14 protein-coding genes and 1 pseudogene are annotated in these 21418 nt (G+C 67.0%); 6 read left to right on the top strand and 9 right to left on the bottom strand.

Features of this window, described 5'->3' with window-relative positions; genetic code table 11:
* Window positions 1–8: 8 nt before the first annotated feature.
* Window positions 9–272 (bottom strand): hypothetical protein, encoded by a 264-nt coding sequence (locus tag ASF51_RS16770; RefSeq protein WP_055932643.1) that lies wholly within the window; start codon window positions 270–272, stop codon window positions 9–11.
* 35 nt (window positions 273–307) lie between these two features.
* Between ASF51_RS16770 and ASF51_RS16765 the strand changes: the two genes are divergently transcribed.
* On the top strand, window positions 308–1186 hold the full coding sequence (locus tag ASF51_RS16765; RefSeq protein WP_055932640.1) for a hypothetical protein: 879 nt from the start codon (window positions 308–310) through the stop codon (window positions 1184–1186).
* Window positions 1187–1213: 27 nt separating this feature from the next.
* On the opposite strand, the gene dnaB is transcribed toward ASF51_RS16765, so the two are convergent.
* The 7 genes and pseudogenes from dnaB to ASF51_RS16730 all read right to left on the bottom strand — a co-directional run bounded on the left by dnaB (window position 1214) and on the right by ASF51_RS16730 (window position 13256).
* Window positions 1214–2629 (bottom strand): replicative DNA helicase, encoded by a 1416-nt coding sequence (dnaB, locus tag ASF51_RS16760; protein WP_055932636.1) that lies wholly within the window; start codon window positions 2627–2629, stop codon window positions 1214–1216.
* 403 nt (window positions 2630–3032) lie between these two features.
* Complete coding sequence (gene rplI, locus ASF51_RS16755) at window positions 3033–3485, bottom strand: 50S ribosomal protein L9 (protein WP_055932633.1); 453 nt, start codon at window positions 3483–3485, stop codon at window positions 3033–3035.
* Window positions 3486–3494: 9 nt separating this feature from the next.
* A complete protein-coding gene (gene rpsR, locus ASF51_RS16750; RefSeq protein WP_022895757.1) occupies window positions 3495–3758 on the bottom strand; it encodes a 30S ribosomal protein S18 in 264 nt (87 codons plus the stop codon).
* 42 nt (window positions 3759–3800) lie between these two features.
* Window positions 3801–4316, bottom strand: coding sequence for a single-stranded DNA-binding protein (locus tag ASF51_RS16745; protein WP_055932630.1), 516 nt, complete (start codon window positions 4314–4316; stop codon window positions 3801–3803).
* A 141-nt stretch (window positions 4317–4457) separates the two neighbouring features.
* Window positions 4458–4805: pseudogene (gene rpsF / locus ASF51_RS16740) on the bottom strand (30S ribosomal protein S6); the annotation flags it as partial.
* A 153-nt stretch (window positions 4806–4958) separates the two neighbouring features.
* Window positions 4959–5792: a siderophore-interacting protein gene (locus ASF51_RS16735; protein WP_055932624.1), complete on the bottom strand. Its 834-nt coding sequence runs from the start codon at window positions 5790–5792 to the stop codon at window positions 4959–4961.
* 120 nt (window positions 5793–5912) lie between these two features.
* Window positions 5913–13256, bottom strand: coding sequence for a DUF5979 domain-containing protein (locus ASF51_RS16730; RefSeq protein ID WP_157412201.1), 7344 nt, complete (start codon window positions 13254–13256; stop codon window positions 5913–5915).
* 190 nt (window positions 13257–13446) lie between these two features.
* Here ASF51_RS16730 and ASF51_RS16725 point away from each other — a divergent pair, with 190 nt between their 5' ends.
* A complete protein-coding gene (locus ASF51_RS16725) occupies window positions 13447–14517 on the top strand; it encodes an inositol-3-phosphate synthase (protein WP_055932618.1) in 1071 nt (356 codons plus the stop codon).
* On the opposite strand, the gene ASF51_RS16720 is transcribed toward ASF51_RS16725, so the two are convergent.
* On the bottom strand, window positions 14498–15934 hold the full coding sequence (locus ASF51_RS16720; RefSeq protein WP_055932615.1) for a CCA tRNA nucleotidyltransferase: 1437 nt from the start codon (window positions 15932–15934) through the stop codon (window positions 14498–14500). The genes ASF51_RS16725 and ASF51_RS16720 overlap by 20 nt on opposite strands.
* 120 nt (window positions 15935–16054) lie before the next feature.
* On the opposite strand from ASF51_RS16720, the gene ASF51_RS16715 reads away from it, so the two are divergent.
* The 4 genes from ASF51_RS16715 to trxA all read left to right on the top strand — a co-directional run bounded on the left by ASF51_RS16715 (window position 16055) and on the right by trxA (window position 21387).
* On the top strand, window positions 16055–18289 hold the full coding sequence (locus tag ASF51_RS16715) for a DUF6049 family protein (RefSeq protein ID WP_055932612.1): 2235 nt from the start codon (window positions 16055–16057) through the stop codon (window positions 18287–18289).
* Window positions 18282–19928: a murein biosynthesis integral membrane protein MurJ gene (gene murJ, locus ASF51_RS16710; protein WP_055932609.1), complete on the top strand. Its 1647-nt coding sequence runs from the start codon at window positions 18282–18284 to the stop codon at window positions 19926–19928. The genes ASF51_RS16715 and murJ overlap by 8 nt, the downstream gene beginning before the upstream one ends.
* 124 nt (window positions 19929–20052) lie before the next feature.
* Window positions 20053–21030: a thioredoxin-disulfide reductase gene (gene trxB, locus ASF51_RS16705; RefSeq protein WP_055932606.1), complete on the top strand. Its 978-nt coding sequence runs from the start codon at window positions 20053–20055 to the stop codon at window positions 21028–21030.
* A gap of 30 nt (window positions 21031–21060) precedes the next feature.
* Window positions 21061–21387 (top strand): thioredoxin, encoded by a 327-nt coding sequence (gene trxA / locus ASF51_RS16700; RefSeq protein ID WP_055932603.1) that lies wholly within the window; start codon window positions 21061–21063, stop codon window positions 21385–21387.
* Window positions 21388–21418: the final 31 nt, after the last annotated feature.

Raw genomic sequence — 21418 nt, 5'->3', positions numbered from 1 at the left:
CGCAGCGATCAGCGCCCGTGCGTCGCCATGATCTGATCGACATCGATGCGCTTCAGCAGCTCATCCCAGTCGATGTCGCGTGCAGCCGCCGCGACCTCGGGCTCGGCGAACGCCTTGCCGTTGCGGTGAACGACCACGCCCTTCGGAACGATGCGGTTGAGTTCGGCGAGCACCGCGTCGTCGACGGCCTCGCTGTTGAAATCGGCCCCGACCTCTGCGAAATAGTCAGCCGAAACGGTGTACGAGACTGTTGCCACTTCTACTGCGGTCATGTTCGACTCCCTGCCTGTTGATTACGCTGTCACGCATGACTCTTCCACGCCTCGACACACTTGTCAGCTATCCGGCGGGCGCTCTCAGGTCCAGCGGAACCGTGCTGCACACCGAGACCGTGGCCGATGGGCGACGTGTGGTGTTGCTCGACAGCTCGGCCTGCCACCCCGTCGACTCCGCCTGGCCCGACCAGCCCGCCGACCGGGCGACGATCACCGTGAACGGCACTGTTCTCGACGTGCTCGACTGCGTCGTCGGGGCCACCGACGGCACCGCATTGTTCCTCGGCGCCGAGGTGCCGGTGCGCAAGGGCACCGAAGGCTGGGCCTTCGTGACAGCGCACCTCGTCGACGACGCCCTCGCCACCGAGGCCGGCCTGGTCGAGGGGGCCGAGGCATCCATCGCCGTCGATGCCGACTACCGGCACGCACTCTCGGTGGGCCACACGGCCTGCCATCTGGCCTCGCTCGCTCTCAACGCCGAGCTCGCCGGGTCGTGGAGCAAGCCCGCGTCGACCGACGCCCTCGACCAGCCCAACTTCGACGCCCTGGCCATCGAGACCTCGCGCATCGAGGAGCGCGGCTCGGTCGACGTGTACCGCGTCGGAAAGTCGCTGCGCAAGAAGGGCTTCGCGCCGGCCCGACTGGTCGACGACCTCGGCGAGGTCGAGACGGGCGTGGATGCGCGCCTGTCGGCGTGGGTCGCCTCGGGCGCGGCGGCCTCCGTCGAGCGAGACGGCGAGCGCCTCACCGACCGCCGCTACTGGACCACGATGCTCGACGGCCACGCCGTGAGCATCCCGTGCGGAGGCACGCACGTGGCGAGCCTCGCCGAGCTCAGTGCGCCGCAGGTGACCCTGCACGCTCAGCAGTCCGAGTCGGCCCTCGAACTGCGCATGACGACGCGCGCGTAGGCAGCTCGACGAGTACGTATCCGCGCGCTACGCCTGGGGCATGTCCGCGAAGCGGGAGAAGTGTCCGAGGAAGCTGGCCGTGATGGTGGCGGTGGGGCCGTTGCGGTGCTTGGCCACGATGAAGTCGGCCTCGCCCGCACGCGGGTTGTCTTTCTCGTAGGCGCCCTCGCGGTGCAGCAGGATGACCATGTCGGCGTCCTGCTCCAGCGATCCGGATTCGCGGAGGTCGCTGATCGCCGGCTTCTTGTCTGCGCGCTGCTCGGGACCACGGTTGAGCTGCGACAGCGCGATGACGGGAACCTGAAGTTCTTTGGCCATGAGCTTGAGGGCACGAGAGAACTCCGACACCTCTTGTTGGCGGCTCTCGACCTTCTTGCCGCTGGTCATGAGCTGCAGGTAGTCGATGACCACGAGCTTCAGGCCGACCTTCTGCTTGAGACGGCGGCACTTGGCGCGGATCTCGACCAGGGTCATGTTGGGGCTGTCGTCGATGTAGAAGGGCGCGTCGTTGATGGTCGACCGGGTCGACGCGATCTTGGTCCAGTCCTGACCGTTGACCTGGCCCTTGCGCATGATCTGCAGGGGCACGGATGCCTCGGCTGAGAGCAGACGCATGGCGATCTCGGCCCGGCCCATTTCGAGCGAGAAGAAGATGGCCGGCATGTCGTGCTTGATGGATGCGGCCCGGCAGAAGTCGAGCGCGAGCGTCGACTTTCCGAGGGCGGGACGGGCCGCGACGATGATGAGCTGGCCCGGGTGGAAGCCGTTGGTGAGGTTGTCGAGGTCGGTGAACCCCGACGGCACTCCGGTCATCTGGCCGTCTTTGCCCGCCGCCGCCTCGATCTCGTCGGTCGCCGCGGTGAGGGCGATCGTGAGGGGCACGTAGTCTTCGGTCTCGACGTTGCCGTTCACGGCATAGATCTCGGCCTGGGCGTTGTTCACCAGGTCCATGACTTCGCCCTCGCTGGCGTAGCCCATCTGCACGATGCGGGTTCCGGCCTCGACGAGGCGGCGCAGCACGGCCTTCTCGGAGACGATGTTGGCGTAGTAGCCCGCGTTGGCCGCGGTGGGCACGAGGCCCGTGAGCGTGTGCAGGTATTCCGCGCCGCCGGCGCGGCTCAGCTCGCCGATCTTCGTGAGCTCGTCGGTGACGGCGATCACGTCGGTGGGCTCACCGTGCGAGTAGAGGGTGAGCACGGCGTCGAAGATGATCTCGTGCTTGGGAATGTAGAAGTCGGCGCCGCGCACGACCTCGACGACATCGGCCACCGCGTCTTTGCTGAGCAGCATTCCGCCGAGAGCGCTCTGTTCGGCCAGAAGGTCGTGGGGAGGGGTGCGATCGCCGCGTGAGTCGGCCCGCCACTCGCTCGAGGAGCCACCAGCGGCGTTGCCGCCCCGTTGGCCGTCGTTCGGGCCGGACAGTCCGAGATGGGCTATCGACACGGGTCCTCCTTCGTCTGCGTTCGCACGCAGAATCGTTCTTGCACAGTTCTACCCGTAGCGTCGGACATCCCAAACAGGGCCTGTGGATAACCTTGTGGAGAGTGTGGGAGAAACGCCGGAAGGTCTGGGGTAAAACTGTGGAAAGCGTTGTGGAAACTCAAACCCAAATTTGGGTATAAAGGCTGCTTGACCAGCACTTACAGAGATTCCACAACCGTGGATAAATACATCCCTCCAGCAGAGCTTGAGGGTTTGGATTTGACATTTGGCCTGTGCATAAAATCGAGCGATTCTTACCCCCGAAGTGGGTCTGGTCTCGCCGCGCGCGCAAGCTTTTCAACGACGAATGGCGGTGGAAGAATCCACCGCCATTCGTTTGTGCACTCGCCGAGTGCGGGTGACGCTACTTGGCAGCGACCACGTTCAACGTGATCGTGGCGACCAGGTCGTCGCGCAGCTTGACCGTGGCCTCGTGGGTTCCGGTGAGCTTGATCGCCTGGCTGATCTCGATCTTCTTCTTGTCGAGCGAGCCGAGACCCTGAGCCGAGACCGCGTCAGCGATGTCGGCGGTCTTGACCGAGCCGAACAGGCGTCCGCCTTCGCCGGCCTTGACGGTCAGCTTGACGACGGCAGCCTCGAGAACCTGCTTGAGGTGCTGGGCCTCTTCGATCGTGGCGTGCTCGCGCGAAACGCGGGCGGCCTTGATCTGCTCGACCTGCTTCTCGCCACCGCGGCTCCACGAGACCGCGAAGCCCTGGGGGATCAGGTAGTTGCGAGCGAAGCCGTTCTTGACCTCGACCACGTCACCCGCTGAACCGAGGCCGGAGACCTCGTGCGTGAGAATGAGTTTTGACATGTCGGTTCCTTACCTGCCCGAGCCGGCGTAGGGCAGGAGAGCCATTTCGCGGGCGTTCTTGACGGCACGGGCGATGAGGCGCTGCTCCTGGACGGAGACTCCCGTGATGCGGCGAGCGCGGATCTTTCCACGCTCGGAGATGAACTTGCGGAGAGTTGCGACATCTTTGTAGTCGATGACGCCCACGCGAATGGACTTCGCGGGAGCTGCGTTCTTGGCGCCCTTGGCACCGCGCAGCGGCTTGCGGCGGTCGCCGCTTGACTTTCCAGCCATTTTTATCTGCTTTCAGATGAGTTCTAGTAAAGAACGAAGTTGTTAGAAGGGGGTGTCGTCGCTGAAGTTGCCCGGCGTGTTCCACACGTCGGCTCCAGCTCCGGCAGCCGGCTGCGCGGGCGCCGAAGCGGCCCACGGCTCGTCGTTTCCACCGCTCGGTCCACCGACCTGGCCGCCGCCCTGGCGTGCTCCCCCGGCTGCCCGGGTGACACTTGCCGTGGCGTAGCGCAGGCTGGGGCCGATCTCGTCGACCTCGAGCTCGATGGAGGTGCGCTTCTCGCCCTCTTTCGTCTCGTAGGAGCGCTGGCGCAGGCGGCCGGTCGCGATGACGCGGCTTCCCTTGGTCAGCGATCCGGCGACGTGCTCGGCGAATTCACGCCAGACGCTCGCGCGCAGGAACAGAGCCTCGCCGTCTTTCCAGTCGTTCGCGGCACGATCGAACGTGCGCGGCGTGGAAGCGATGGTGAAGTTGGCAACCGCCAGCCCGTTCTGCGTGTAGCGCAGTTCGGGATCGCTGGTGAGGTTGCCCACCACGGTGATTACGGTTTCGCCAGCCATGATCGACTACTTGGCGGACTCGTCGGCGGCGGCCGGCTCGGCGGCAGCCTTCGGAGCCTTGGCGGCAGCAGCGACCTTCGAGGCGGCGCTCGGCGCGGACTTCGCGGCAGCAGGAGCGGCAGCGGGGGTCTCGGCGGGCGCGGCAGCGGCCTTCGGGTTGGCAGCCTTGCGGGCGGCCTTCTCGGCGGCGAGCTTGTCGGCGGTGGCGACCATCGCGATGGCCTCCTCGGCACGCAGCACCTTGGTGCGCATGACGGCCTCCGACAGCTTCAGCTGGCGGTCGAGCTCTTTGGTCGAGTCTGCGCTGGCGGTCAGGTTGACCACCGCGTAGATGCCTTCGGTCTTCTTGTTGATCTCGTAGGCCAGGCGACGGCGTCCCCAGATGTCGACGTTGTCGACGGTGCCGCCATCCTTGCGGATGACGTTGAGGAATTTGTCGAGACTGGGGGCCACGGTGCGCTCATCGATTTCAGGATCGAGGATCACCATGAGTTCGTACTGATGCGTCACAAACCCACCTCCTTCGGACTAGTTCGGTCACAGACGGTCTGTGACAGGAGGGTGTATCTGCATCGGCCCGCCGCCGCGTAGGAGATTCCCACTGGCAACGGACAACCTTGGAAGCTTAGCAGAAGGCCCTGTTCAGTGGTGAGAAGCCTTCCAGTACCCGCAGAACATGATGTTGTCCTTGGGCACCCCCGTGGCGATCCAGTGCCTGCGCGCGCCCGCGACGAGGGCCGACTCGCCCACGGTCCAGGCGAAGCAGCGCTCGCCCAGGGCGGGCAGCGCCTGGGTCGCTTTGAGAACGGCGACGCCCGGGGTGTCACGCGCATCCGGTCGCACGACGAACCGCACGTCGACGCCGGCCGGGCCATCGAGATTCTGGATGTCGTCGGTCGCCCCGACCTCGACCAGCGCGATGCCGACGGTGTCGGCCGGCAGCGAGGCCAGGATGCCCGCCACGGCGGGCAGGCCCGTCTCGTCTGCGACGAGAAGCACGCTGTTCGTACCGGCGGGCTGCACGAATCCGATGCCCTCGTCGAGGATCGCCACCGCGTCGCCCGGCACGCAACGGCCGCCCCAGCTCGAGGCGGGGCCCGCGGTGCCCGATTCCTCGTCGCCGTGCAGCACGAAGTCGACGTCGAGTTCGGGGCCGGAGGGGCCGTCTTCTCTGTAGGCGCGCACCGTGTAGTTGCGCAGCACAGGGCGATGCGTCTTCGAGATGGTCAGGTACTTGGCGTAGGCGAGGGCGTTCAGCTTCTGCGGCAGCCGCGAGAGCGAGTCGTTGTCGGCCACCGGGATGAAGAGGCGGAACCACTGGTCGAACCCCATCGGCACGAACTTCGCGATGTCTCCCTGCCCGAGCGTGACCCGGGCCATGGAGGGCGTGATCTGCTCGCGCCGGATCACGTGCAGCGTCAGCAGCTCGGTGATACCGGGTTTGATCCTGCGCGCCTGGGCCGTCATCCGTGCCATGTCTTCGCCTCCTCGACTCGAAGGTAAGGTTACCCTAACAAGTCGTCTCGACCCAACGACGACGAAGAGCCCGTCACGCTTCAGCTGCTGCGTGACAGGCCCTTCGGGAGGCGACTCGCGCTACTCGGCGTGCTGCCGGCGGCGGTGACGCACGACCAGCAGCACCAGTCCTGCCACCGCCAGCGACAGCGACAGCAGCGCGATGAACACCGCGCCCGCCCGCGTGTGCGCCAGATCGACGATCGGGTTGCCGGTGCCGCCCTTGCCCGCGGCCGGGAAGGTGTTCTTCACCGTGACCGACCGCACGTCGTCGGCTCCCGCGGAGGCGGTCGTCAACACGATCGCCTTGGCGTTGTCTGCTGCGGCCGACCCCTCGACCGCGTAGGTGGTGGAGACGGCGCCGTGGGAATCGGACTCGGTGACGTCGCAGCTCGTGCCGACAGGAAGGCCGTCGATGAGCTGGGTCGCGCCGGCGGCGAGGTCGAACCGGCTGGCCGGGTTCATGAATGTGGCCTCCAGACCCGAGTGGCCGGTGAGCTCGAGAGTGGCTCCCTCGAAGGTGCAGAGCACCAGGAAGGTGTACTGCGCTCCCGCCGGTGCCGCACCGGTGACGGTCTTGGTGACCTCGAGCGCCGTGGACGCGTAGCTGTTCTCGACAGTGGCCGTCGTGCTGCCGGCGCCGAGCACGAACTCGGCCGAGGTTCCCTCGGTGTCCGTTCCGTCTGCGTCGCCATTCGCGATGGTGACGACCGTCGAGGTGGCCCCGTCGGCATCCGTCTCTGTGACGATGCAGTCGCTGCCCACCAGCACGCCCTCGAGCGTGGCGTGCTCGCCGTTCGCGAGTTCGTACGTCTCGCTCACGACGGTGTCGCCGTAGGTGCAGGTGACCTCGATGGTGAACGTGAGGTCGGCGATCTGCTCGTCGGTGAGGACGGTGTCGTTCGACACGATCTTCTCGACGGTCAGGTCTGCCTCGTAGTAGTTCGTGGCCTGCACGGCGACGTCGGTTCCGGCCGCGGTGATCTCGTAGGGACCCTCGACGTCGTAGACGACTCTGCTCTGGCCGCTGTCCTGCTCCACCACGGTGCACTCGGCGCCGACGGGGATGCCGGTGACGGTGCCCGAGGCGCCGTTCTGCACGACGACGTCTTCGGAGATCGTCTGGTCGAACCAGGTGCAGGTCACCGCGAAGGTGAAGTCGACCGCGTCGGTGTCACCCTCGACGACCTTGTTCACCGTGAGGGCGCCGGTGTCGTAGCTGTTCTCGACGACCACCTGGATGGTCTGTCCGAGCCCGGTCTCATCGAAGACGATCGTTCCGTCCGCCGACTCCACGCCGTTCACGAAGATCTTCGTGGAGTGAGCGTGCTTGTTGCCCGGGGCGGGCTCGGAGACGGTGCACTCCGTGCCGTTCGCGATGTCGGTGAGCGTCTGCGAACCGCCGTCGGCCAGCGTGAGGGTCTGGGTCGACTCCCCGTTCACCGGGTCGGAGCAGACGACCGTGATCGAGAAGTCGCCCAAAACGATGTCGCTGTCGAGGGTTCCCTTCACGTCTTTTGCGACCGTCAGGGCGTTGGTGCCGAAGTTGTTCGTGATCGTCACCTGGTCGCCTCCATCGGGGATGGTGACGGTGATGCCGTCTCCGACCTGGGTGCCACCGTTCTGGTCACTGATCGTGACCGTCTGGGCGCCGCCGCTGTTCGTCTCGGTCACCACGCACTCCGTGCCGATGGGCAGGCCGTCGATGACGATCCGGCCACCCGCCGCGGGCAGCGAGTAGTCGGGTCCGTCGGCGAACGCCAGATCCTCGCCGGCGAACGTGCAGACCACGGTGTAGTCGAACTCGGCGCTCGACGGAACCTCGCCGGCGACGCTCTTGGCGATCGTCAGGCTCTGCGCCGCAATCGGGTTGGTGAGCGTCGAGGCGGTCGAACCGAACGCCGTCGCGAGCACCAGCTGGTAGCCCGCCGTCGTCGTGTCGGCATCCGGGGTCGACCATGAGAAGCTCGCCGGGGCGTTCTGCTCGGTCAGGGTGCACACGCTTCCTGTGGGCAGGCCGAGCGCGGTGCCCGTCTCTCCATCGGAGAGCACGAACGATCCGGTGATCACGGCACCCGAGGATCCTGCCGGGGGAGCGCAGGAGTAGTCGACCGTGAAGTCGCCGAACGCCGCGGTCGGCGCGATGGTGTCGTTGGCGACCGACTTGGTCACGGAGAGCGCCGCGCTGTCGAACAGTGCCGCAGCCTTCGTGCTCTCGTTGCGGTAGACCTCGCCCGAGTCGATCTCGTGAACGCTGAAGCCGAAGCTGTTCCACTCGATCAGTCGACCGTCGGGGGCGGGCTGGCCGTTCGCGTCCGTGGAATCCGTGGCACCCGTGAGGTTCTCGGGAGCCGTCTCGTCCCACGTGACCGTGATGCGGTCGCCAGCAGCGAACACTGGGTTCGAGCCCACGCCGTAGTCCGCGGCGATGCGCAGCGCCTGGGCGTCGGCCGGGATGACCGCGCCGGCGGCGAGAACCACCCAGTCGCCGCACTTCGCGGCACCCGTGGCGACCTCCCCCGTGCAGGCGTTCAGGTCGGCGCCCGCGGGCAGGTACTCGTAGCCCACGGTCACGCCGGCAGGCACGCCGGATGCGACGGGTGCGGTCAGCGGCGTTCCGCGCCATTCCGTTCCACGCGACACGTTCAGGTACGCGCCGGTGTCACCGACGGCCGGCAGGCGGTCGATCACGACGAGGTCGCGCATGGTCGAGTTGCCCGCGTTCTGGAGGTCGAGCTTCCAGGTGTAGGTGCTGCCCGCAGGGGTGAGGGCCGCGCAGGGGTTGGAGACGAAGCCGGTCATCGACTCGCACGTCGTGTTCGGGCCGGCCGCGCCGGTGTTCGATGCGCCGTCGATCGACTTGGTCGCTCGGATGGCGCCGCCCGCGTTCACGTTCAGCACGGCTGTCGAGACGCAGTAGTCATCGCCCTGCTGAACCGTTCCGGGTGCACAGGTGATCTCGCCGTGGGTGGGAACCGCCGCCGTGTTGGTGACGGTGGTTCCCGTCGGCAGCGCCGCGGCCACATCGAGGCTCACCGCGATGTTCACCGATTCGCCGGGGGCGAGGTACTGGCCGGCGGGCCACGCCCACACGACCGTCTGGCCGACGACGGTCGCCGTGGGCGATCCTGCCAGCGTCGAGTCGACCGGTCCCGTTGCGGGCAGGGTGATCACGGGGTTGGCGGTGGCGACGTTGTAGCTCAGCGTGCTGGGCAGCAGATCGTCGATCTCGAACACGCTGCCGTGCGATCCGAGGTTCTGGGTTCCCGTGTTGGTCACCGTGATCGAGTAGCGCTGCGTCGTTCCCGCGCTGTCGCTCGCGGTCGGCTGGCCGGTGAGGGCGAAGACCTTCGACACCGACACCTGCGGGGTTCCGGATGTCGGGGTGACGGTCGCGCACGACGGGCTGAGGTGCGAGAGCTCCGCACCCGTCGAGTACGCCGACTCGGCGCAGTTCGTCAGGGCGGCCTCGGCCTCGGCCTGATCGTTCAGCGAGACGCCGAACGCGAGTTCTCCGAACTCTCCGTTGGCGATGGGGGTTGCCGCGGTGCTGAGGTAGCTGACCCGCAGACCCTCGACGGTCACGCCGTCGAGAACGGCGTTCAGGGCCGCGATGTCGATGGATGCGGCAGGGTAGCTCGCCGCTGCGGCCCACGTCGTGCCGTCGAAGTACTCGACGTTCACCGTCTCTGCACTGGCGGGGGCGGTGATCGAGATCACGCCGACGAAGTCGGAATCGGCCCAGAAGTCACCGTCGGTATTGGTCGGCAGAGTCGTTCCGGCGGGGTAGTCGGAGGGCGTCAGGATGTCGTCGTCTTCGGAGACGATGGTCGTGAGGCCGAGCTCACCGGAGTTGGTGGTGCGCACGGTCGCGTTCACCACCGGATGCGAGTCGATGTCGGTCGAGGAGCCGGGGGCGAAGGTGAGCGCCTTGCTCGTGTCGACCTTCGTTCCGGGCTTGCGCACGGTGATCGTGGCGCTGTCGTCGCTCGGAAGCGAGTCGGCGAACGGGCTGACCGCGGTGACGGTCGACGTGTTGATCACCTGCGTCTCGGCGGTCACCGAGCTCCGCAGGCGCACCTGCAGCGCGATCGTCGCCGTTCCTGTCGTCGGAATCGCTCCGACCACGTGCGCCGCGATGCCGTCGACCGCGGCGAGGTTGGTGATCGCCGCCGCGTCGACGCCGGTCAGAGCCGGCGTTCCGTCGGAGTAGGTGACGTCGTAGGTGACGGTCGATCCGGCGGGCGTGATCGGTGCCGACACCGAGAGCAGCTCGAACGTCGCCCAGAAGTCGGCGTCGGTGTCGACGATGTCGAGGCCGCGAACAGGGTTGCCCGAGATGTTGTCGGCCTTCAGGCTGACCGTGCGCTCCTGCAGCGTGCCGACCGGCACCCCGGTCTCGGGAAGCGGCACCGACGCATCCGGTGCGACCGACTTGGTCAGCTTGGCGTTGGCGATGCTGTTGGTGATGCGGAAGATCTGCTGGGAGTACAGGTTCGTCTCGCCGCGCTCCGAGGTGTCGCCCTCGGCATTCGGGGCGACGTACGTCGCGACCGCTTCGGCGTTGTTCAGAATCCACCCGCCGTCGTTGATGTTGTCGAGATCGTTGTTGAACCCGTTCTCGTTGAACGGCCCGTGGTCGAGCTGGCACTCCGCCGCGTTGTCGGGGTTGCCGTCGAGACCCTCGGTGAGGGTGCTGTCGTCTTCGGTGTAGCAGACGTTGTTGCGCACGAGGCTTCCCGCCGCGTGGCCGCCGACCGCGTCACGGAAGGTGTCGCGCAGGGTGTAGTCGACTCCGAGCTTGAGCGCGAGGTCGAACGTGGCGGCCTCGATTCCGGGGTCGATTCCGGGGTCGGCCGGGTTCTCTTCGAGAACGAAGCGGAAGCCGGCGTAGCTCGGGTCGCCGGCGGCGGTGAGAACTCCTGCGCCTGTGACGGTCGGGCTCGAGGCGATGACCGCGCCCGAGGCGTCGAGCCAGTCGATGCGCGCCTGCTCGTACTGCGGAACGGTGTACGGGCCGACCTTGGTGATGTTCGTGACGGCCGCGAAGGTCTGCGAGTAGGTGTCACCGGGCAGCGGGTCGGCGATTACCAGGGTGGCCGTGTCTTCAGAGGGTCGGCTGCTCAGCTGGAGGTCGGCGTGCATCGGCGCGCCGGATCCCTCTGTTCCGGAGTCGGTGCCATCGGTGCCGTGCAGCACCTTGGTGATTCCGACGGTGCCGCTGTTGCGGCGCTGCTCCGTCTTGATCTCCGGGCACTCGTCGCCGGCGAGCGAGTCTGTCGAGGCGGGTGCCGTGGCGCCGGCCAGGTAGGCGGATGCGGCGGAGCAGTTGCCGGGGCTCGTGAAGACCCGGGTCGGGTCGGTTCCGCTGAGCGGGGGCGTGAGGGTGAGGACAGGGGCTCCGGTCTCGCGGTTGGTCGCCCTCATCTTCACGACGACCTCGGGCTGGAACGTGCGTCCCGGCTGGATGCCGCTCGGGTTCGAGTACGTGAATCGCACACCCTGGGCGTCGGGATCGGTGATGGCGATGGGCGTGTTCGCGCAGGCGTCGCTCGTCACGGTGACCCAGGCGCTTCCGTTGTAGATCTCGACGAGCAGGCTGTCTCCGGCACTGCAGTTCGCGCTCTTGATGCTCGTGAGGTCGAACTCGTCGAAGAAGTCGTCGACTCCCGCGGTCGGCAGTGAGACCGGGTCCTGGATGACGACCTTCTCGGCGTTCACGTTCGTTCCCGATCCGGTGGGACCGTAGACGGTGCGCAGCTGCACGACGTTCGACTGGGTGGGGGAGCCGAGGACCACGGTCGGACGCGTGAACGCCTTCGTCGTCTGGATCTCGGCATGCGGCGTGGCGACCGTGAAGTCGACGGTGGGCGAGACGGTCTCGCCAGACGAGTTGCCCGATGCGCTGTCGACGTCGACCTCGGCGTTGTTCTTGTAGACGTCGTTGGTGACACCGGCGGCGAGCGTCGAGCCCGCGGTGATCGTGCCCGTGAACGTGGAGTCGATCGGAGCGCCGGAGGTCGACTCGAATTCGACCGAGAAGCCGGTGAGAGTGGCGAGGTCGACTCCGGCCGGCAGGGTGAACGTGGTCGTGGGGTTGACGATCGTGGCCGTCGACCCGTCGGAGAGAGTGAGCGTGGCCTCCTCGGCGCCTGCGGGCCAGGCCACGGTGAAGGTTCCGTTCAGCACCAGCGTGCTCGGGAACGGGGTGACGCCGCCCGCGGTGGCGGGGTCTGAGATGACGACCGTCTTGGCGCCACCCTGTCCGGCGCCGGTGGTGGAGATCGTGGTGTCGACCGTTCCGGAGTATCCCTGGATGACGGTGTTGGGGCTGAAGGTCTTCGTCACGCTCGGAGCGGAGACGACCTCGCCTGCGACGGTGACGACGGCCGACGCGGTGAGCGAGCGGTCGAGGGCGCTGTCTGCGTAGTGCACGTCGACATCGGCGTCGTTCGTGTAGGCGGTGGATCCACCCGAGACGACCTGGGCGCCGTTGGAGACGAGGCTGTCGCGCAGGGTGGCCGTGTAGTTCAGGGTTCCCGTGCTGCCGGCGGCAGCTCCGTCGAAGGTCACTCGAATGCCCTGGATGTGTGCGGCCGGGGTGTAGGGAGTCGCTACGGTCGTCCAGGTGGTTCCGTCGGTCGAGACCTCGACGACGGCCGAGGTGGCGCCGGCAGGAAGGGTGGGCGCGTCGATCGAGGCGACATCGAACGCATCGAAGAACGCCGGATCGAGGTCGGTGATGCCGATACTCGACGCGGCGGTCGTACCGGCGTTCGTGCCGGTGAGGGAGAACGCGACCGACTGACCGGTGAACTCGCCCACCGTGTCGGGCGTCGCGGTCTTGTGCGCATCCGCACCACCGACGGGCTTGACCCGACCTGTGGCCGGAACGGTCTGCGAGACGGCCGTCTTGCCCACGCCGGCGACCGTGCCGCTGATGTCGGCGGTGTTGTTCACCGTGACGGTGTCATTCGCGGCGAGCGCCGGGTCGGTGGTGAAGCGCACCGGGATGGAGACGGTGCCGTTGCCCGGGGGGATCGTGCCGAGGTTGATCGTGACATCGGTGCCGACGACGGTCCAGTTGCTGGGAATGTCGCCGACGACCTCGACGCCGGCGGGCAGGGCGTCGTGGATGAGCACGCTCGTACAGCCGGCCGGGTCGAAGGTGCTGCACGAGTACGCGAGCTGATAGGTGAACCCCTCGCCGTCGACTCCGGCGACGTTCGAGATGCCGATGTCGGACGTATCGGGTGCGATGACCGACTTCGTGAGCGTGAAGCCCTCGTCTGCCGCGTTCGCGGCCGTGGCGCCGAGCGCGACTCCGGAGACTCCGAGAAGGACGACCGCGAGTGACGCGACGACCTTTCTCAGACGGTGGAGGGCCAGCGGCCCCTGCGCGTATCGTGCTCGTGAATGTGCCACGGTCTCCCCGATCGTCATTGACCCAACTAGGCGATATGTATCGCTTGAGTCGAGATGCATTAAATGTTCTCTCTCACCTAAGAGAGGCGCCAAGCGCTCGGTTATGACGGGACTTTCTGAAAATTCTTCGACCTCCGTATGGCGGCTAGCATTGTGGGGTTTGCCGTTCCCGAAGTGAAAGACGTGTCACATGAGCATCAGAGTCGCCATCGCCGGAGTCGGAAACTGCGCCAACTCGCTGATCCAGGGCGTGACGTTCTATCGCGACGCCGCTGACGACGAGGTGGTGCCCGGGCTCATGCACGTGCGCTTCGGCCCGCACCATGTGCGCGATCTCGAGTTCGTCGCGGCGTTCGACGTCGACGCGGCCAAGGTCGGCGAAGACCTGGCCGACGCCATCTGGGCCAGCGAGAACAACACCCTGCGCTTCGCCGACGTCGAACAGACCGGCCTCACCGTTCTGCGCGGGCCGACCTTCGACGGCCTCGGCGAGTACTACTCGGAGATGGTCGAGGAGTCAGAGGCGGAACCCGTCGACGTGGCTCAGGCCCTCCGCGACAGCGGCGCCGAGGTACTCGTCTGCTACCTGCCCGTCGGATCGGAGGAGGCGGCCAAGCACTACGCGCAGGCGGCGCTCGATGCCGGGGTCGCATTCGTCAACGCCATCCCGGTGTTCATCGCGAGCGACCCGGTTTGGGCCGCGAAGTTCGTCGAGGCCGGCCTGCCGATCGTCGGCGACGACATCAAGAGCCAGCTCGGCGCCACGATCACCCACCGGGTGCTCGCCCGCCTGTTCGAGAGCCGCGGCCTCACCATCGACCGCACCTACCAGCTCAACGTGGGCGGCAACATGGACTTCAAGAACATGCTCGAGCGCAAGCGCCTCGCGTCGAAGAAGATCTCGAAGACCCAGGCAGTCACGAGCAACATCGACATCGACCTGCCGGAGCGCGACATCCACATCGGCCCGAGCGACCACGTGCCGTGGCTCGACGACCGCAAGTTCGCCTACGTGCGCATCGAGGGCCACGGATTCGGCAATGCCCCCGTGAGCCTGGAGTACAAGCTCGAGGTGTGGGACTCTCCGAACTCGGCCGGTGTGATCATCGACGCCGTGCGCGCAGCGAAGATCGCCCTCGATGCCGGCCTGTCAGGGCCTGTCGAGTCGGCCAGCGCCTACTTCATGAAGTCGCCGGCCGTGCAGCTGCCCGACGACGAGGCTCGCGCCAGACTGGAATCTTTCATCCAGAAGAACGGCTAGCCCACCACTCGAGCAGGCGGCGGGTCGCCTCCTCTTCTCCGAGGGGCCCGTCGTCGAGGCGCATCTCCAGCAGAAAACGGTAGGCCTCTCCCACCTCGCGGCCGGGCCGGATGCCGAGGATCGCCATGATCTGCTCGCCGTCGAGGTCGGGGCGCACGGCCTGCATCTCCTCGAGCTCGGCGAGCTCGGCCACGCGGGTCTCGAGGTCGTCGTAGGCGAACGAGAGCATGTGCGACTTGCGCTTGTTGCGCGTGGTCACGTCGGCCCGGGTGAGGATGTGCAGCCGCTCGAGCAGCGGTCCGGCATCCCGAACGTAGCGGCGCACGGCGGAGTCGGTCCACGCACCCTCGGTGTAGCCGAAGAAGCGCAGGTGCAGCTCGATCAGCCGGGCCACGTCGTTGATCGTGTCGTTGTCGAAGCGCAGCTCGCGCAGCCGCTTCTTGGCGATCTTCGAGCCCACGACGTCGTGGTGATAGAAGGTCACGACGCCGCCCGGTTCGAGCCGACGCGTGGCCGGCTTTCCGATGTCGTGCATCAGGGCGGCAAGGCGCAGCACCAGATCCGGTCCCTCGAACGAGCCGCGCGACTCCTCGAGTTCGATGGCCTGGTCGAGCACGGTGAGACTGTGCTGGTAGACGTCTTTGTGGTGGTGGTGCTCGTCGCGCTCCAGGCGCAGCGCGGGGATCTCCGGCATCACTAGCTCGGCGAGGCCCGTCTCGACGAGCAGCTCGATTCCCCGGCGCGGCGCGGGCGTGAGCAGCAGCTTCGAGAACTCGTCGCGAATGCGCTCGGCCGAGATGATCGTGAGCGATTCGCCCATCGTCCTCAGGGCATCCATCGTCTCGGCGTCGAGATCGAACCCGAGCTGCGCCGAGAACCGGATGGCGCGCAGCATGCGCAGGGGATCGTCGCCGAACGAGATAGCCGGCGTCGACGGCGTGCGCAGGATGCCCTCGAGCAGGTCTTCGACGCCGCCCGACGGATCGACGAGAACGAGTTCGGGCAGCCGCAGGGCGAGGGCGTTCACGGTGAAGTCGCGGCGCGACAGGTCGACCTCGAGGCTGTCGCCGAACTCGACGATCGGCTTGCGGGTCTGCTGGTCGTAGCTGTCGGAGCGGTAGGTGGTGATCTCGACCTGTTCGCCATCGATCAGGGCTCCGATCGTGCCGAAGTCCCGGCCGATGTCCCAGGTGCTCTTCGTGAGCTTCTTCAGCACCGCGAGGATCTCGTCGGGGGTGGCGTTCGACGTGAAGTCCAGATCTTTGGCCGGTCGCCCGAGGAAGGCGTCTCGAACCGGGCCGCCGACGAGGGCCAGTTCGAAGCCCGCCGCGTTGAAGGCGGCGGCAAGCGGGGCGACGGGCGACGACTCGCTGAGAGAGCGCAGCCGAACCATGGATTCCTGGACAGTTCGCTGCATCCCGACAGTTTACCGAGGAGCGCCGGGCGGCACGGGCAGAGCGGCCTCCCGTGCTTCCCAGCCTGTGCGACCTAGAATCTACGCGAGGCCGCATCCCACGCTGCCTCGACGAAAGCCCCTATGAACCTGCCTCCTCCTCGACGCCTGCGCGCCATCCCCGCCCTCCTGGGCCTGGGAGTGGTGGCGTCGTCGATGCTGGGCATCGTGCCCGTGACGGGTGCCGCGAACGCCGCGGAGGAGCCCGTGCAGGTCGTTCTGGCCCCGGCGAACGGGGGAGTGGCGCAGCCCGGCGCAGACCTCACGGTCACCGCCTCTCTCACCAACTCCGGCTCGACCACGATCGACGGGGCCTCGTTGCAGATCGCCGTCGATCGCGAGTTCATCTCCACCCGCGCGGACCTGGCGGAGTGGCTCTCGCCCGCCGACGACACCTCGACGGTCGATTCCGACGCCATCATCACCAGCGTCGCCGTTCCCGCCCTGAAGCCCGGCGAGGAACACGTCGTGCAGGCCACGATTCCCGCCGCCTCCGTCCCGTTCGAGGACTGGGGCGTGCACGGCATCACCGGCACCCTCGAGCAGGGCGACGGCACCGAGACGGTCGCGCACACGTCGGTCGTGTTCAACGGCGCCGACGCTCCCGCACCCACCCGGGTCGCGGTCGCCGTTCCCCTCACCACGCAGCCCGGGCAGACGGGTCTCATTCCCGAGGCCACGCTCGCCACCATCACGGCCGACGACGGCCTGCTCACCCGCGAACTCGACGCGGTGATCGGCCGGCCCGTCGGCATCCTCATCGACCCGCGCATCATCGTGTCGATCCGCGCCCTGGGAAGCACGGCACCATCGAGCGCGATCTCGTGGCTCGAGCGGCTTCAGGGCGCATCCAATCCCATCTATCAGCTGAGCTACGCCGACGCCGACGTCGCCGCGATGAGCCAGGCCGGCTCCGCCCAGCTGCTCACCCCCAACTCGTTCGACTACGCGCTCGACGAGGCCGACTTCGTCGACCTGGCTCCGCCCACCACCAGCCCGTCACCCACAACCGGCGCCGCCGCAGTCTCGCCCGGTGGCGAGGCCACCGATACGCCGACGCCCACGCCCAGCCCGACACCGGATGCCGTGCCCGACACGAGCGCGCTGCTGCAGTGGGATTACACGGGCACCTCGATCGCCTGGCCGAGAGACGACACCGTCACCGCCGCCGATCTGCCGTACTTCGCGGCGAACGGCCTCACGACCACGATCGTCTCGTCGTCGAATGTGTCGACCCCGTCGTCTGCGGTGGGCGGCGTCGTTCGCGCAGGAGACAACACGGTGCTCGTCTCCGACGACACGGTATCGACGCCGCTTCGAGAGGCAGCGGGCGCACTCACCGCGACCGAACGACAGAAGTCGCTCTCCGACCTCGCGTCGAGCCTCGCCGTCGTGGCCAATGAAGACGACAGCAGCCCGCGCACGATCCTCGCCACTCTCGACCGGGCGGCGCCCTCCGACGGAACGGCGCTCACCGACGCGTTGAATTCGCTCGACGCACTCTCCTGGTCGTCGACCACCGCGTTCGACGGCTTCGCCGCCCAGGCTCCCGCGGCAGACGCCACGGTTGTCGACCAGCCGGAACCCGCGGAACGCACCGGCCAGGTCGCCGCACTCCTCGCATCCGAGAACCAGGTCGCCGCGTTCTCGAGCATCATCGCCGACCCCACGAACCTGCTCGGCGAGAACCGCGCCAACATCCTCTCGCTGCTGGCCAACTCCTGGGCCTCGAACTCGGGCGGCTGGAACGTGGCCATGCAGGCGCAGGCCGACCGCTCGACCCAGACACTGGGGGCCGTCTCGATCGTCGCCGGCTCGCCCATCAACCTGGTGAGCAATACGGGCGACATGCCGGTGCTCGTCGAGAACAAGCTCCCGTATCCGGTCACCCTCACCGTGCGGCTCTCGCCCTCGAACTTCCGTCTCGTTGTTCAGAGAGAGGTCTCGATCACCGTCGAGGCGTCCTCGAGCAAGCAGGCGAAGGTGCCGATCACGGCCGGAGTCGCCAACGGGGACACCATCGTGCGCGCCGAGCTCGTCAGCCCCACCGGCATCCTCATCTCGGCACAGCCCACCTTCATTCCCGTGAATGTCTCCGCCGACTGGGAGGTCGCGGGCTCGTGGCTCGTGGGCGGAGTCGTCGGCGCGCTGCTCATCTTCGCCGCGATCCGCCTGTTCCTGAAGCGGCGCCACAACCGTGCTGCGGAGAACACCGCCGAAACGGCCGCAGAGACCGCCGGCGATCCAGACGATGATCCGGATGCGGCTGCGCCGACCGCTGCCGCCGCTGAATCCGATACCGAGGAGCCGCGTGGCTGACACCTCCGCCAAACCGGCGCCCAACCTCGGACGCGCGAGCGCGATCCTTGCCTCGGGCACGACCGTGTCGCGCATCCTGGGCTTCGTCAAGGCGTTCGTCCTCATCCAGACCATCGGCACGATCGGCCTGGGAACCGACGCGTTCACGATCGCCAACCAGCTGCCGAACACGATCTTCGTGATCGTGGCGGGCGGCATGCTCAACGCCATCCTCGTTCCGCAGATCGTGCGAGCGGCACGGCACGCCGACGGGGGAGCGGGCTACATCAACAAGCTCGTGACCGTGGCGTTCGTGGTGCTCGGCTCGGCCACCCTCATCGCAACTCTGCTCGCCCCGGTGCTCATCACGATCGTGGCCGACCCCTCGTCGAGCGGTCAGTTCGCCCTGGCGACCGCATTCGCCTACTGGTGCCTGCCGCAGATCTTCTTCTACGGCGTCTACTCCGTGCTCAGCGAGGTTCTGAACGCCCGGAACTCGTTCGGCCCGTTCACCTGGACGCCCGTGCTCAACAACATCGTCGCGATTCTCGGCCTGGTCGCCTTCAACGTCGCCTTCAGCCCCTCCGCGTTGAATGTGGGCGACCTCGACTGGTGGACGCCCGACAAGGTGGCCGTTCTCGCGGGAACAGCCACGCTCGGCGTCGCGGTGCAGGCCCTCGTGCTCTTCTTTTTCTGGCGACGGGTCGGTCTGCGCTATCGTCCCGACTTCCGGTGGCGGGGAGTGGGTCTCGGCACGGCGGGCAAGCTCGCGGGCTGGACCTTCGCCATGCTCATGGTCACCCAGCTGGCCGGAATCGTGGAGACGCGCGTCGTCATCACCGCCTCGGGAGACGACGCATCGACGACGGTGCTGTCGACCGCCTGGCTCATCTTCATGCTGCCTCATTCGATCGTCGCCGTGTCGATCGCGACCGCCTACTTCACCCGCATGAGTGAGCACGCCGCCGAGGGAGACCTCGCGAAGGTCCGCCGCGATCTGTCGGCCTCCATTCGCGTCATCTCTCTGATCATGATGCTGGCGACAGTGGTGCTCATCGTCGTCGCCTATCCCTTCAGCGGTCTTTTCAACAAGTTCGACTACTCGACCACGGTGGCCATGGGGAACGTTCTCATTGCGTTCCTGGTCGGCCTGCCCGCCTTCAGCATCCTGTTCGTCATCCTCAGGGCGTTCTACGCGCTCGGCGACACCCGTACTCCGTTCTTCATCACGCTGTTCCAGGCCGTGCTCTTCTCCATCGGCGCCCTCCTCGTGCTCGTCCTCGTGCCGAAGGAGTTCATCGGCGTCGGTGTGGCACTCGCCCTGTCGGCCGCCGGCATCCTCCAGGCGGTCCTCGCGGCCGTCCTCATCCGCCGCCGACTCGGCGGGCTGGGCGGCGCCACGGTGGCCCGGAGCCTGGCACGCGACCTCGGCGCACTCGTCCCCGCCGCAGCTGCCGGCATCGCACTCGCCGTCGCGTTCGGCTTCGCGAACGACGGGGGCTACGGCGTGAGCGGCTACGTCGGCGTTCTGTTATCGATGATTGTGATCGGTCTCGTCTTGTCGGTCCTCTATATCGGCGCGCTCCGCCTGCTGAAGTCGCCCGAATTGAACGACGCGCTCACACCCCTGTTCGCGCGCGTCACGCGCCGTTCCTCCTAGTTTCCGACCAGGTGCCCGCTGTCCCCTGACGGCGGAATATCCGCGGAATAGGATGTGTTGTACCAGTTCGTGAGGCGCTTTTCCGGGCGACCTCGCGACACCCTTTCAAGGAGCTGACACGCACGTGCGCGACATCATCATCATCGGATCCGGTCCTGCCGGATACACAGCGGCCATCTACGCTGCCCGGGCGGGGCTCAACCCGCTCCTGATCGCCTCGAGTGTCGAGGCCGGCGGCGAGCTGATGAAGACCACCGACGTCGAGAACTTCCCCGGCTTCCCCGAAGGCATCCAGGGCCCCGAGCTCATGGGCAAGCTTCAGGAGCAGGCCGAGAAGTTCGGCACCGAGGTGCTGCTCGACGACGTCACCAGCGTCGACCTCACCGGCGACATCAAAAAGGTCAGCACCGGCTATAGCGGCGACCAAGAGGCCCTGTCGGTCATCTTCGCCACCGGATCCGCGTACCGCAAGCTCGGCATCGAAGACGAAGAGCGCCTGAGCGGCCGCGGCGTTTCGTGGTGCGCCACCTGCGACGGCTTCTTCTTCAAGACCAAGACCATCGCCGTCATCGGCGGCGGCGACTCGGCCATGGAGGAGGCGACGTTCCTCACCCGCTTCGCCGACAAGGTCTACCTGGTTCACCGCAAAGACACGCTCCGCGCATCGAAGATCATGCAGCAGCGTGCCTTCGACAACCCCAAGATCGAGTTCGTCTGGAACTCCGAGGTCGTCGGCATCTCCGGTGAAAACACGGTCGAGGGTCTCACGCTGCGCAACACCGTGTCGGGAGAGCAGAGCGAGCTGCCCGTGCAGGGCCTGTTCGTCGCGATCGGCAACGACCCGCGGGTGCACCTCGTTCACGGCCAGCTCGAGCTCACGGCATCCGGAACCATCGCCGTCGACGGCCGCAGCTCGAAGACCAACCTCACCGGCGTCTTCGCAGCCGGCGACGTCGTCGACGACACCTACCGCCAGGCCGTCACGGCCGCCGCGTCGGGAACCGTCGCAGCCCTCGACGCGGAGCACTACCTCGCGGGTTTAGCGCAGGCGGCGCACGTCGCTCCTGACGCAGCCGCCGAAGACCTCATCCCCGTCAACTAGTTTTCTCCCCTTTCAACGAAAGAAGCAATCATGTCCAATGCCAAGGCAGTCACCGACGCCAGCTTCGATGCCGACGTCCTCCAGTCCGACAAGCCGATCCTGGTCGACTTCTGGGCAGAGTGGTGCGGCCCGTGTCGCGCCGTCGGCCCCATCCTCGACCAGATCGCCGACGAGCACGGCGACAAGATCGAGATCGTCAAGCTCAACGTCGATGACAACCCCCAGACCGCCGCGAAGTACATGATCACGTCGATCCCCGCGCTCAAGGTCTACAAGGGCGGCGAGGTCGTGAAGACCATCATCGGCGCCAAGCCCAAGGCTGCGCTCGAGAAGGACCTCGCAGACTTCCTCGCGTAGATCGCTCGACTCGACAGGCCTCCCGCTCATC

Origin of the sequence: Agreia sp. Leaf283 (assembly GCF_001422485.1) — a bacterium.
Taxonomy (GTDB): domain Bacteria; phylum Actinomycetota; class Actinomycetes; order Actinomycetales; family Microbacteriaceae; genus Agreia.
The sequence above is the reverse complement of the archived record's forward strand: the minus strand, read 5'-3'. Positions and strand labels throughout refer to the sequence as shown.

What these genes read in the sequence shown, in the direction of transcription:
- ASF51_RS16770 (WP_055932643.1), bottom strand. Translation starts at nt 272, where the DNA reads ATGACCGCAGTAGAAGTGGCAACAGTCTCGTACACCGTTTCGGCTGAC.
- ASF51_RS16765 (WP_055932640.1), top strand. Translation starts at nt 308, where the DNA reads ATGACTCTTCCACGCCTCGACACACTTGTCAGCTATCCGGCGGGCGCT.
- rplI (WP_055932633.1), bottom strand. Translation starts at nt 3,485, where the DNA reads ATGTCAAAACTCATTCTCACGCACGAGGTCTCCGGCCTCGGTTCAGCG.
- rpsR (WP_022895757.1), bottom strand. Translation starts at nt 3,758, where the DNA reads ATGGCTGGAAAGTCAAGCGGCGACCGCCGCAAGCCGCTGCGCGGTGCC.
- ASF51_RS16745 (WP_055932630.1), bottom strand. Translation starts at nt 4,316, where the DNA reads ATGGCTGGCGAAACCGTAATCACCGTGGTGGGCAACCTCACCAGCGAT.
- ASF51_RS16735 (WP_055932624.1), bottom strand. Translation starts at nt 5,792, where the DNA reads ATGGCACGGATGACGGCCCAGGCGCGCAGGATCAAACCCGGTATCACC.
- ASF51_RS16725 (WP_055932618.1), top strand. Translation starts at nt 13,447, where the DNA reads ATGAGCATCAGAGTCGCCATCGCCGGAGTCGGAAACTGCGCCAACTCG.
- ASF51_RS16720 (WP_055932615.1), bottom strand. Translation starts at nt 15,934, where the DNA reads ATGCAGCGAACTGTCCAGGAATCCATGGTTCGGCTGCGCTCTCTCAGC.
- ASF51_RS16715 (WP_055932612.1), top strand. Translation starts at nt 16,055, where the DNA reads ATGAACCTGCCTCCTCCTCGACGCCTGCGCGCCATCCCCGCCCTCCTG.
- trxA (WP_055932603.1), top strand. Translation starts at nt 21,061, where the DNA reads ATGTCCAATGCCAAGGCAGTCACCGACGCCAGCTTCGATGCCGACGTC.